The following is a 12,517-nucleotide window of genomic DNA, read 5'->3' on the forward strand; positions in this document are numbered from 1 at the left end:
TCTTTTTGATTTTTATCCTTACTTTGAACATTAATTTCACCAAACCGAATGATAACAAGTGTTTTTCTGAACTTTTTTACCAGAATAGCTATTATAAATACTTTCTGCGCTTTTCTAGGATATACTGAAAACATCAATAAAAGGAGGCACCACTCATGCTTACAATCGCTTATCTTGGCAATGGAAAGAGTACAAATCGCTATCATTTGCCTTTTTCAAGAAAACTTACGAACAAAATCAATATCAAAAAAATTTTTTCCCCATCTGAACCAGTGTGGAAAACATTCGAAGACATCGAATATACTGATCAGCTGTCTGATCTTTGGGATGATCCTGAGATCCAATTAGTTGTCATCACTACACCTAGTCAATTTCATTATGAATATGGAAAAATGGCACTCGAACATGGTAAGAATGTACTAGTAGAGAAACCTTTTGCAGAAACGTCAAAGGAAGCAGAAGAGTTATTTGCATTAGCAAAAGAAAAAGGGCTATTTATCCAATGTTACCAAAACAGACGGTTCGATTCTGACTTCTTGACAGTCCAAAAAGTAATCGAAAGCGGAAAATTAGGGGATATTTTAGAAGTAGAAATGCATTATGATTATTTCAGACCGGAAGTACCAGAAAATACGCATGAATTTTCTACTGCGAACAGCTATTTATATGGACATGCTTGTCATACAGTAGATCAAGTTCTTTCTTATTTCGGCGAACCAGATGATATCAGCTATGATGTACGTCAACTTTTAGGGAAAGGACGAATGAATGATTACTTCGATCTGGATTTTTTCTATGGAAATATGAAAATTTCGATAAAATCCAGTTATTTCCGCATCAAAGAACGACCAAGTTTCGTCGTTTACGGAAAAAAAGGGATGTTCGTGAAACAAACAAAAGATCGACAAGAAGAACATCTGAAAATGTTTTACATGCCTGATCATGAAGACTTTGGTATCGATTTGCCCGAACATTATGGTGTATTGACCTATATAGATGAACAAGGGAGTTATCATGAAGAAAAAGTAATTTCCGAGGTTGGTGATTACAGCCGTGTCTACGAAGGGATTTACGAGACATTAGTTAATGGCGCAGAAAAAGTCATCAAAGATGAAGAAACAATCTTACAAATGAAAATTTTGGAAGAAGGAATCAAAAGCATTCAAGAATCAGAAGGAAAAATATGACATATTTGTAAGAATCGGGTTTGTTTTTTGACGCATAAACTGTCTTATTGTACGATGAAAAAGTATAGAACTACTAGGAGGAACCAACATGACAAATTATGACGGTGAAAAACACAAACGATTAAGAGGTTCAATGGCCCCTAAAACAGAAGAAGAAGTGGCTTTAGCAGGAACTAATTCTGGTGAAACAGAAGACAAAGAAGAATCATTAGCTGGCACAAACTCTGGTGAAACAGAAAATAAAGAAACAGCTTTATCTGGTTCAAATTCTGTAGAAGAGGAAACAAAGCCTAATGAGCCCAATCACTTTGAAAAAGATATCGAAAAAGCGGTTGAAGATGTCAAAGAAAAATTTGAAGAACTGACCTCAAAAAATAAACATGATCATCATTGATCGGACGAAATCAATTCATAAAAGCAGGAGACATTTGGTCACCTGCTTTTTTTCTGTATCCATTCGATAGAAATCGTTCGGTACAGTCGTAAAAAAAATCCAACTGTAAGTTGTACCAAACACCCCTCGATTTAAAAGCGCTACCATACTAGAATATAAGTAGGAGGTGAACAGCGCTGTGAACTACAAAATTAGTTATCTCCTGAAAACACCAAGAGAAATCAGTCTAGAAAAAGCAGCAGAGATCATCGAAGTAAATACAAGCGAGGCGATCAAACAATTAACTCCTTTTGCCGAATATGTGGATGATACCCGTATCCGTATAAAGAAATTCCGAGCAATCGACTGGGCAGAAAAATTTTTGGATATTACTCGATTTGAAGCTGTGTATACCGAACAAGAGCGAAGAGATCTTCTTTATTTGATGGTTTATTCGACTGCAACGTCTGTTTCTGTTTTTCATTTTCAAGATTTTCTTCAGGTTTCTAAAGGGACAGTCCTGTCAGATATCAAAAAGATAAGAAATGAATTAGAAGTGGAAGATTGTCAGCTGTCGTATACTAGGAAAACTGGTTTTAGGCTGCTAGGGTCAGAAGCAATATTAAGAAGAGAAGCAAAAAATCGCACTGCTCGTTTGATGCAGTCACTTGCTGGAAGATTTGGGCTCACGTATTTAACCGCAACCCTTTCCATTGATTATTACGCCAAAGTTAGAGATTTGCTAGATAAAACGATTTCACTATCAGATCTTCGATTCGCACCAAATCGAATGGATGAATTAGCTTATTATTTGAGTTTGACAACCATTCGAATTGGAAAAACATCCATGGAACTGGTAAAAGATGCTGAACTGTTGGCTTCTCTTGCAGTCACTGACATTAGTCGACAAGTATTGACTGGCCTTGGCTATTCCGAACATCAAAATTCGGAGATTATATTTTTCTCTCTTTGCTTAGCATCGATCGTTGAAGGAGATGTCCAGGAGCCTGCACTTGATTTTTTGCTGGAATGTTCTTCAGAAGTCATCCATCGCATGGAATTCCTGATGGCCGTAGAATTTGCTTCGTTTCGTGAATTATTGATGAATGTCTTTTATCACTTGGTCCCTGCCTATTTTCGTATTTCCTATTCTTTTTATTTACCTAATGTGATGATCGATCAAATTAAGCATCAATATGCTTCCATCTACGAAATGACAAGAAAAGCATTACTTCCGTTAGAAAGACGAATAGGGAAGAGCATCCCTGAAGAAGAGATTGGTTTTTTCACTATACTATTTGGCGGAGAGATCAGAAAAGCGGACGCAGAAGAAAGAAATAGAAAAATAAGAGCCGTGATCGTCTGTCCAAGTGGCATTAGCTCTTCATTGATCTTAAAAAGTGAACTTCAGCAATTATTCCCGATGATCTTTTTTACAGAGACTAATTCAGCTGACCGCTTACACGAGGTTGACGAAACTTCTTACGATATTATTTTTTCTACTGTACCTCTCACACTTACTGATAAGAAAAAGTCTCTCTATGTTCTGCATCCAATCATGACTGACTTGGAAAAAAATCAGCTGATCAATCAAGTACAAAGAGATTGGCTGATACCAGGATTTTCAATGCCTTCTGCCCAAGAATTGTTGTCGGCGCTACTGCCTTATATCGAATTAAAAGAAGGCGTAGACGAAGAAAAGCTCTATCAAGTATTAAATCGTAAAATGAACAAACTTTTAGAAAAGAAGGAGGATCAACGTCCTATGCTATCTGAATTATTAACAGAAGAAATGATCCAATTATCGGATCAACAAAAAAACTGGCAAGAAGCAATCACATTTGCCGCACAGCCGCTATTATCAGAAAATAAAATAGAAGAAAGTTATATCAAAGCTATGATCGAGCGCGTGGAGCAGTATGGTGCGTTTATCCATATTGGCGATCACATCGCATTACCTCATGCTCGTCCAGAAGATGGCGTAAACGAAGTAGGGATGTCTTTGCTGAAACTTCAACAACCTGTGGATCTGCTTGATAATCCAGCCCATCCCATTAGTTTGTTCATCTGTTTAGCTGCTATCGATAATGAGGCACATCTTCGGGCTTTGGCAAATTTAACAAAGCTACTTTCTAATAAACAAAATCTTCAAGATTTATTACACGCATCAACAAAAGAAGAAATATTAGCGATCATAAGAAAAGGAGACGAATGATATGAAAATTTTTGCAGTATGTCAAAGTGGATTAGGAACAAGTTTTATGGTAGAGATGAACATCAAACAAGCACTTGCAGATCTTGGAGCAGATGTGGACGAGTTTGAAGTAAGTCATACGGATGTTGGAAGTGTATCTAGCGATATGGCTGATTATTTCTTCATTGAGCATTCTTTGAAAGATACGCTAACTTCTATACCTGATGAAAAGCTCGTACCTTTGCAATCGATCATTGACAGCGAAGAAGTAAAAGAAAAAGTAACGAAGATCTTGTCAAAAGAATAAAAATGATTCAAGGGAGGAACTATCAATGGATAAATTGTTGAATTTGTTTGTGTCAATCGTCAGTCAGCCCTCCATCCTCGTTTCTTTGATTGCACTGCTTGGTCTCGTTCTTCAGAAGAAGAAATTTTCAGAAGTGATCCAAGGAACTATCAAAACATTTGTCGGATTCCTAGTACTGATCGGCGGTGCTGGTTTAATCAGTAATTCACTAACCCCTTTTGCTTCGATGTTCCAAACAGCTCTGCATACTCAAGGAGTAGTTCCTAGCAATGAAGCAGTAGTGGCGATTGCTTTGCAACAATACGGTACACCTACTGCTTTGATCATGCTAGTAGGGATGATCGTGAATATTTTACTTGCTAGATTCACAAGATATAAATTCATTTTTCTTACAGGTCAAGCAATGCTTTATGTTTCTTGTCTAACAGCAGTCATTTTAGTAAGCGCGGGGTTTACTGCAAATTTGTGGATGATCTTATTAGGCGGGGTCTTCGAAGGAACACTATTAACTATTACGCCTGCTCTTTGTCAACCGTTTATGAAGAACATCACTGGAAACAATCAAGTTGCGTTAGGGCATACCGGAAATATCGGTTATGCTTCTAGTGGATGGATCGGAAAGTTTTTTGGAAACAAAGACCGTTCTACAGAGGACATAAAGATTCCTAAAAGTTTCAGCTTTTTGCGAGATTCTACTGTATCGATCATGCTCTTGATGTCGATCGTATATGTCGCACTTGCTTTGTTAGCTGGTCCTGGATTTGTTGAAAGAGAACTAAGCAATGGAGACAACGCTGTAATCTTTGCACTGATCCAAGCTGGAACATTCACAGCTGGGTTTGTTATCGTCCTTCAAGGGGTTCGAATGGTGTTGGCAGAAATCGTTCCAGCATTCCAAGGGATTGCTAAAAAACTCGTACCCGATTCTAAACCAGCATTAGATGTTCCTATCGTTTTTCCATATGCACCTAATGCTGTATTAATTGGCTTTTTTGTTAGCTTCTTTGTAGGAACACTATCCATGTTTGCTATGATAGGCTTGCAAACTACAGTTATCATTCCTGGGGTAGTAGGACATTTCTTCTGCGGAGCTGCTTCTGGTGTCTTCGGCAACTCGACTGGCGGTAGAAGAGGGGCGGTATTAGGTTCTGCTTTCAATAGCTTATTGATTAGTTGGCTGCCATTATTTATCCTTCCAGTATTAGGAGATCTTAAAATCGCTTCTTCTACATTTGCCGATACTGATTATCTAGTACCAGGACTTGTACTTGGGAAACTAGGAGAATATGGTCAAATAGCCTTGACAGTTGGAATCATCGCTTTCTTTTTACTTGTCGTATTATCTAGCTTTCTTTTTGCCGGAAAAAGAACAAACATTGTTTCTAAAGAACAGAATTAAGCAAACTTCAAAATAAAAATTGCTTGGACAATATCAGAAGAAGATTTAAAGTCTTCTGATATGTCGCAAGCAGTTTTTTGTTTTATGCATTTATTTTTGAATAGCTTGTTAAGACAAGTGGCTGTTTTGCTAGAAGAGGATAACTTTTACCATTCATTTTCACTGTTCCGCCTGTTCTATCAGAAGTAATCACGATCTTATCTTTTGTTTTTTCAAGCGAAATCTTTCCATCTTTGATAGGTAGCGTACAATTCAGTGTTTCAAATGAATCTAGATTAGGTTGTATCATAAATTCTTCATAACCTGGCTTTGTTGGATACAAACCGATAAAATAGCGTCCTAAAAGATAGATTGGGCTTGCTCCCCATGCATGGCATAAGCTTTTTCCATAAGGATCTCCATACATACTGTACTTTTCATTTCCTGTTTGAGTAGGGTCGTATTCTTCCCAGAAAGTTACCGCATCATGAGATAACATCCCTCCCCAATAATCAAGAATCGTTTGGTAGACGATATTCGTCTGTCCGAGTTTGCATAAAGCATCTTGTTCATAGAATTTGAAATATGGAGTAGTAATCTGTGTGATAGTGTCATTCAATAAGACATTCTTTAAGATCGATTGCTGTTGGTCTTTGTTAGCAAAATCGAATAAAACAGCGAAAATATTCGCATGACGCGTCACATTTCTTCTCCCAGATTCATAGCAATCGATAAAAGCGCCAAGTTCTTCATCCCAAAAGTAGTCAAATAGGTTTTGTTTCAATAGTTGATATTTTTCTTGATAGAGATGAGTATGATAATTTTCGTTCTCTCCATATGTTTCAGCTAAGATATCTCCGCAAGTGATCATGGAATGATAGGCTTTCAGTAATAAGACTTGTTCTGCAGCAAGCGTTCCTTCTTTATCCATTTCAGACCAATCAATAAATATCCAATCTTTTGCTCTCCCATAAATAAACCCTAATTCATTCGTTTGCTCCATCAAGTATCTCATTAATGATTGCATCTTAGGGTAGACGATGCGTAAAAATTCATAGTCTTTCGTCATCATATAGTGGTTTTCGATACCAATCAACCACAAGATCGAATAGTCAACGATAGTATTCATATGCTGCTTGATTTCATTTTGTCCTCTTAATGCTAATATCGTTCGTTTATTGATTTCCTCGTCAAAAAAAAGATATTGATTGATCATGAATGATTGATACGCATCTCCAGACCAAATCCAGCGATCTCGTTTGATACCGTCGATAAAAAACAAATCACTACATAACTTGAAGGTTTCTTCTGATACTGACCAGATCTGATTCAGTAAAGAAGAATCGCTTGAAAAAGCAGCTTGTTTCGAAAGAGATAAAAATTCATGAAAAACTTGAAGTTGAACCATTCCAGTAGAAACCTCTGGTATAAACAAATAACGAAAAGCGCGTTTACGAGCTTTCATTTTTCTTGTCATTCCTATTTGCTTATAGTAGCAATAATCGATATCCATAGCTTCTACATCGGACTCTCCATAACATAGAGTGATAGATTCGATGTGGTCATCCAGAGATATTAGTTCTACACAGCCATTCACTGCTCGCCCAAAATCGAATAAGATTCCTCCGCCAATCTCCGTTTCAGTGACTGGATGGACGCATTCTTTTTGATAATAGATTTGATTTGGGTCTTTTGCGATATCGACATAAAGCGGACTCCAGCCAGCTGGATATTCTTCAATAAAATTACTTGCTGTCCAGCCAATATCTGATTTTACTTCGTCTCCCTCGATAAACATCGCTGGTAGCCCTGATGTATGTCCTACAAAGATACGAATTTTTGCTTTACCAGCTGGACAAGTCAGCCATTTTCCACATGGATGTTTTTGTCCATTAATTTCTACATACCCAACTCCTTGGATCGTCACTTTAAACATGGAAGGTTGATCAAGAAAGTAATATCTCTTAAACTTGACGTTCCGATGGCAATCATCCATGTACCAGTACGCTGGCCAGTCAAAACCTCGTTCTTCCCGTTGGAAATTTTGTAGCAGTCCATGGCGGATCTCAAAGTCTCCAGGATACCAAAGCCATCTATCTTTATGTTTTTCATTTGTCATTTTACACGACCTCCATCAAATTTATTTTGTTGTCAATTGTTCTTTTATTTCTTCATCTACTCTTATCACTGTCTTTCTATTCGTCCTGTGTACTACTAGAAGGCTAATAAGCGCGCTAATCAACAGCAAGATACTGCCATTGACGAAAACAGCAAGTGTTTTACTCCCAAGAGAAGCAAAAGAGAGAAAGAGCAAACCATATGGTGCAATGAAAGTACCTAAATTAGCGCCAACCAATAAGATTGAAGTATTGAAACTCTCCGCGTACTTGGGCGCTTGGATACTTACTTGGTTGAATAAGTAAGGAATGAATAACGAAAAAGAAATTCCTGTTAGGATCGCACCAAACCCAATCACATACAGGTTTATCACAGTGGCAATCAATACAAAGCCGATTCCCATCAGTAGTAAAGAAAGTGTAAGCATATAGCGATGTGCTTTTGTCTGAAGCCAGCCAAAACAAACTCCGGCAGCCATACTTGCCAATTGCATGATTGTTAAGATATTCGCTGCATTAGTTTCGTTTCCTAGAGAATAAGTCGTCAGGACTGTGGCTAATTTAATCGATACAGCATTATATACCACGATGACCAGCAAGAGAAAAATACCATAACTAATCATTTTAGGATTCGTTTTGATTACTTGTCTTGTTGGGGCTGTGCCATGTGATTGAAGTTCAGTTGTTTCAGGTGTAGGAACAAACAAAACAAACAAGACAAGAATAGGTAAGCTGATGGCGTAGACTAAAAAGGTATATTGCCAACCGAACTGTACTAGCTGTCCTGCAACAAATGTCATTAAAGCTGCACCAAATCCTTGAAATGCACTTTGAAAACCAATCATAGAGGCTCGTTCATCTCCGTGATAAAAGGCAGCAATCATGCTGACTGCCAAAGAATTGATCAATCCAAAGCCAATACCTAGTCCAGCTCTTGAAGCTAAGACAATACTGTAACTTTGTGAGAAGAGGGGGAGGATACCACAAATCGATGCAATCACTAATCCGATGATCACAGTTTGTTTTTGTCCGATTTTCCTAGCAATAAAACTACTAATCAAAACAAAAATAGTGACCATAAAAGAGGGAGCAGTCGTTAATAATTCAACAGCAGATAAAGAACGCGTGGCATAAGTAGCTGACATACTGGGAATTGCAGACGTGACTGCACCAGCAGAAGTCAGAATAAGAGAGACTGACAGCAGAGAAAATTTCATCATCTTTTTATTCATAAGCATGTTCCTTTCATTTTTGTAAGCGCTTATCAAAAATATAGTATGAAGTGGTTATTCTCTCAATAGCGGAATCACAGGAAGTTCATGTCCCAACCATAGAAAGTCTTTATGAAACCAAAAATAGCTTTGCATATAATAGCAGTACAGCGTAAACTAATAAGCGAAAGAAACCACTTACAAAAAGGAGGGAGTCAATTGGAACTAGCTGAATTAGACATTTTTTTGCGTAACGAAGAATCAATCGAAACTCTGCAGCGTGAACAAGGAATGAATATCAATGATTTAAACTTAGCTTACCATCTTCAGACACCGCCAAAAATCCACCGAGGGGATCTATTTCAACAGGGAAATATTCATATCAGTAAACACCGTCGATATGCGGAAGTTCCCGAGCATACACATGATTTTGTTGAAATCAATTATATGTATAGCGGTACATGTTTACAAATTATCAATGGAGAAAGGATAGAGATGGAAGAAAGTGATGTGGTGATCATTGATAAAGAAGCTACTCAAAGAATCGAATACACAGGGCAAGAGGATATTTTAATCAACATCTTATTAAAAGAAGAAACCTTATCTACAGAGATATTGAATCATTTGGCAAGCACAAATAATCTACTTTCTTCTTTTTTGATCAATGCATCAAAAGAAAAAGGGGAACATACACAATTCATTCATTTTCGCGGCGGAAAAACAAGTCGTTTGACGCATTTGATTGAAAATATGCTGTTGATTTATTTTGATACATACAGTCATAAGATCCGTTCGTTAAATCTCTATACATCACTATTACTGATCGAATTGACTCATTTATTAGAACAACAAAGCTTTTCATCAGCAGATGGATGCGCAGAAAATGAGATGCTTAGAGTATTAGATTATATCGATAAGCATTTTACTTCTTGTACGTTAAAAGAAACAGCAGCTCATTTTGGCTACAATCCGGTCTATCTTAGTAATAAATTGAAAATGTATTTTGATGCTTCCTTTCAAGAACTGGTTCTAAAGAAAAAATTCGACTTTGCGTTGGAATTGATTCAAGAAACGAGTTTTTCGTTGGAAGAAATCGCTAATCGTATCGGATATAAACAAACGACTTCTTTATTCAAATTATTCAAAAAGTATTCAACATGTACTCCCAATGAATGGAGAAACAAACATTAAGAAGAAAATCTTTCACTAAAGTATATGAAGGAAAATTGTTTTAGGTGCGATTGCTGTCTTATTATATCGTTGCAGCGAATTTTTTTGGATTTATTTTCAGTTCTAAACTTTTGGTTGTATTATCAGGGGATATAGGTGTAAACATTTGTCATTTATCTGTTATGCGTATTCAGGAATTCGTTTCCATCAAAAATTATAATAACAACTATTATAATTAACATGTTGATAAAATGAATAAACAAGACTATACTTTTCATGAAAGTAACAAATAGTTATGAAAAGGAGCTGTTTATTCATGAAAAAAACAAGTCGTAAAGTAGTAATCGTCGGTACAGGTTTTGTTGGAACAAGTATCGCTTATGCAATGATCAACCAAGGAATCTCTAATGAATTAGTATTGATCGATGTGAATCAAGAAAAAGCAGAAGGGGAAGCATTGGACCTTTTAGATGGTATGGCTTGGGGCGATGAAAATGTGGCTGTATGGTCAGGTGGCTATGAAGAATGTAAAGATGCTGATATCGTTGTTATCACAGCTGGTATCAACCAAAAACCTGGTCAATCTCGTTTAGATTTAGTTAAAACAAATGCGTCAATCATGCGCCAAATCGTAAAAGAAATCATGGGATCAGGATTCGACGGTATTATCGTTGTTGCTTCAAACCCAGTAGATATTTTGACATATATCGCTTGGAACGAATCTGGTCTGCCAACATCACGTGTTATCGGTACTGGAACAACATTGGATACAACTCGTTTCCGTAAAGAAATCGCATTGAAATTAAAAGTTGACCCACGCAGCGTCCACGGCTATATCTTAGGTGAACATGGTGATTCAGAAGTTGCTGCATGGTCACATACAACTGTCGGTGGTAAACCAGTGTTTGAAATTGTAGAAAAAGACCATCGTATTGCCCAAGATGAATTAGATGTGATTGCTGATAAAGTCCGTAATGCTGCTTATGAGATCATTGATCGTAAAAAAGCAACTTACTATGGTATTGGTATGAGTACTGCACGTATCGTAAAAGCTATCTTGAATAACGAACAAGCTGTATTGCCTGTATCTGCTTATTTAACTGGTGAATACGACGAAAAAGATATCTTTACAGGTGTGCCATCAATCGTTGACGAAAATGGTGTTCGTGAAGTTGTTGAATTATCAATCAACGAAGAAGAAAAAGCAATGTTCAGCAAATCAACAAGTGCTTTAAGAGAAGTATTGAACACTGTATTATAAGAAACAATGAATATGAACTAAAAATCCTAAAACTGCTTAACAGCTGAAATAGCTGTTAAGCAGTTTTTTATTGATATCTAATAGGTAAGCAAATAAACAGAATGGTTAAAATTAATCGGTCCAAAAATGTATCCGTACATATGAACATATGAAATTTAATCTGTTGATTACAATAAGCGAATCGTTATCAATGTTTATCTGTGGTTAATTAAAAAATCCTTCCGCAACGGCAAATACAATGATTCATATCTAATTCGTTCATATTTGATTAACTGAATAAAGAAACTGGTTTTTATCATTCAATTAAACGACAAAAAAATAAGAAAAACTGCAAAATTTTTTTATAATTTTGCATAAGCAGATTTTGATGGAAAAATGACGATTTTTGATAAAAAACCGTTCGAGAGAGGTTTATCATTTTTTGAATCTACTTTGTATAATATACATTATGTAAACTAAAATATATAAAAAACCAGTCCACTAGTTCTAAACCACTATTTCCTACTATCCACTCTTTTGTATTCCTTTTAAATCAATTATTTCAAAATTAATCCATATTTTTATGAAAAAACTATTTTGTATGATTAACCATACAAAAAAATCAGCATATTCCTTAATGACATGCTGATCTAATTGAGAAATAAAGTTTTTAATTCGTTCATTTTATTGCGGTTTGTCGTAAATAATTGGTTATCTTGGACTTTAGTGAATCGAAATCCAATGAACTAGTGGTAATCATTATGATAAAATCAACAGCTTCTTGACGAGAAAAAGCAACTGGACAATTATTCAATTGAAGAAACAACAACATGGCAACAAGAGCAGTTCGTTTATTGCCATTATGAAAAGGATGTTTTTTAGCTAAATTAATTGCTAAAATCGCCGCTTTTTCATAGACTTCGGGATAGAGTTCTTGATTAAATACTGCTTGTGAAGGCTGTTTAACAGCCATATCTAATGCATTGGCATCTTTTACACCGATCATTTCGCCTGGCGAGTGACGTAAAATAACTTTCGCGTTGATTTTGATAATTTCTTTAGTCGAAAGATACCTCATAAATCAACCAAATCTTTTAACGCGTCTTCATATTGATTCATGATCGAATCAACTAATGAATCAATATCAGGTTCTTCTTGTGCTTTGATCATTCGTACAGAACCATCAGATTGAAAAACATAACTGATTGCGTCACCTGTCTGCACACCCATGAATTCTTTTACTTCTGGTGGGATAGTTGTTACATCGCTATTGCCAGATTTTCTAATTTTATACTTTTTCATTTTTTTCATATTTCGCCACCCTCTATACCATTCTCATT

General features: G+C 36.3%; 11 protein-coding genes. 7 read left to right on the forward strand and 4 right to left on the reverse strand.

What is annotated here, in order from left to right; genetic code table 11:
* The first annotated feature begins 155 nt into the window (after positions 1 to 155).
* The 5 genes from IGL70_RS06520 (at position 156) to IGL70_RS06540 (ending at position 5,460) form a co-directional block, all read left to right on the forward strand.
* Positions 156 to 1,187, forward strand: a complete 1,032-nt coding sequence (locus IGL70_RS06520; RefSeq protein ID WP_002286050.1) for a Gfo/Idh/MocA family oxidoreductase — start codon at positions 156 to 158, stop codon at positions 1,185 to 1,187.
* Positions 1,188 to 1,275: 88 nt separating this feature from the next.
* The gene (locus tag IGL70_RS06525) at positions 1,276 to 1,581 is read left to right on the forward strand and encodes a hypothetical protein (RefSeq protein WP_002286049.1); all 306 of its coding nucleotides are present in this window, start codon (positions 1,276 to 1,278) and stop codon (positions 1,579 to 1,581) included.
* Between the two features lie 178 nt (positions 1,582 to 1,759).
* Positions 1,760 to 3,775, forward strand: coding sequence for a BglG family transcription antiterminator (locus tag IGL70_RS06530; protein ID WP_080497166.1), 2,016 nt, complete (start codon positions 1,760 to 1,762; stop codon positions 3,773 to 3,775).
* A 1-nt stretch (position 3,776) separates the two neighbouring features.
* The gene (locus IGL70_RS06535) at positions 3,777 to 4,061 is read left to right on the forward strand and encodes a PTS sugar transporter subunit IIB (protein ID WP_002286047.1); all 285 of its coding nucleotides are present in this window, start codon (positions 3,777 to 3,779) and stop codon (positions 4,059 to 4,061) included.
* 25 nt (positions 4,062 to 4,086) lie between these two features.
* On the forward strand, positions 4,087 to 5,460 hold the full coding sequence (locus tag IGL70_RS06540) for a PTS ascorbate transporter subunit IIC (protein WP_002286041.1): 1,374 nt from the start codon (positions 4,087 to 4,089) through the stop codon (positions 5,458 to 5,460).
* Between the two features lie 82 nt (positions 5,461 to 5,542).
* On the opposite strand, the gene IGL70_RS06545 is transcribed toward IGL70_RS06540, so the two are convergent.
* A complete protein-coding gene (locus tag IGL70_RS06545; RefSeq protein WP_002286037.1) occupies positions 5,543 to 7,558 on the reverse strand; it encodes an alpha-L-rhamnosidase in 2,016 nt (671 codons plus the stop codon).
* A 21-nt stretch (positions 7,559 to 7,579) separates the two neighbouring features.
* Complete coding sequence (locus IGL70_RS06550; protein ID WP_002320890.1) at positions 7,580 to 8,794, reverse strand: MFS transporter; 1,215 nt, start codon at positions 8,792 to 8,794, stop codon at positions 7,580 to 7,582.
* A gap of 219 nt (positions 8,795 to 9,013) precedes the next feature.
* On the opposite strand from IGL70_RS06550, the gene IGL70_RS06555 reads away from it, so the two are divergent.
* Together IGL70_RS06555 and IGL70_RS06560 are read left to right on the forward strand one after the other, a co-directional pair.
* Positions 9,014 to 9,958, forward strand: coding sequence for an AraC family transcriptional regulator (locus IGL70_RS06555; protein ID WP_002296705.1), 945 nt, complete (start codon positions 9,014 to 9,016; stop codon positions 9,956 to 9,958).
* Between the two features lie 295 nt (positions 9,959 to 10,253).
* Positions 10,254 to 11,198 (forward strand): L-lactate dehydrogenase, encoded by a 945-nt coding sequence (locus IGL70_RS06560; protein WP_002289717.1) that lies wholly within the window; start codon positions 10,254 to 10,256, stop codon positions 11,196 to 11,198.
* Between the two features lie 658 nt (positions 11,199 to 11,856).
* Here IGL70_RS06560 and IGL70_RS06565 read toward each other — a convergent pair.
* Both IGL70_RS06565 and IGL70_RS06570 read right to left on the reverse strand, forming a co-directional pair.
* Entirely contained in the window at positions 11,857 to 12,255 is a 399-nt protein-coding gene (locus IGL70_RS06565; protein WP_002306744.1) for a type II toxin-antitoxin system death-on-curing family toxin, read from the reverse strand.
* A complete protein-coding gene (locus IGL70_RS06570) occupies positions 12,252 to 12,488 on the reverse strand; it encodes an AbrB/MazE/SpoVT family DNA-binding domain-containing protein (RefSeq protein WP_002289715.1) in 237 nt (78 codons plus the stop codon). The genes IGL70_RS06565 and IGL70_RS06570 overlap by 4 nt, the downstream gene beginning before the upstream one ends.
* Positions 12,489 to 12,517 lie beyond the last annotated feature (29 nt).

The organism is Enterococcus sp. DIV0901a (assembly GCF_051711525.1).
Taxonomy (GTDB): Bacteria; Bacillota; Bacilli; order Lactobacillales; family Enterococcaceae; genus Enterococcus_B; species Enterococcus_B faecium.

Bases quoted from the DNA above. Each gene is read 5' to 3' on its own strand.
- IGL70_RS06570 (WP_002289715.1), bottom strand. From the start codon at position 12,488: ATGAAAAAAATGAAAAAGTATAAAATTAGAAAATCTGGCAATAGCGAT.
- IGL70_RS06520 (WP_002286050.1), top strand. From the start codon at position 156: ATGCTTACAATCGCTTATCTTGGCAATGGAAAGAGTACAAATCGCTAT.
- IGL70_RS06525 (WP_002286049.1), top strand. From the start codon at position 1,276: ATGACAAATTATGACGGTGAAAAACACAAACGATTAAGAGGTTCAATG.
- IGL70_RS06560 (WP_002289717.1), top strand. From the start codon at position 10,254: ATGAAAAAAACAAGTCGTAAAGTAGTAATCGTCGGTACAGGTTTTGTT.
- IGL70_RS06540 (WP_002286041.1), top strand. From the start codon at position 4,087: ATGGATAAATTGTTGAATTTGTTTGTGTCAATCGTCAGTCAGCCCTCC.
- IGL70_RS06565 (WP_002306744.1), bottom strand. From the start codon at position 12,255: ATGAGGTATCTTTCGACTAAAGAAATTATCAAAATCAACGCGAAAGTT.
- IGL70_RS06550 (WP_002320890.1), bottom strand. From the start codon at position 8,794: ATGCTTATGAATAAAAAGATGATGAAATTTTCTCTGCTGTCAGTCTCT.
- IGL70_RS06545 (WP_002286037.1), bottom strand. From the start codon at position 7,558: ATGACAAATGAAAAACATAAAGATAGATGGCTTTGGTATCCTGGAGAC.
- IGL70_RS06535 (WP_002286047.1), top strand. From the start codon at position 3,777: ATGAAAATTTTTGCAGTATGTCAAAGTGGATTAGGAACAAGTTTTATG.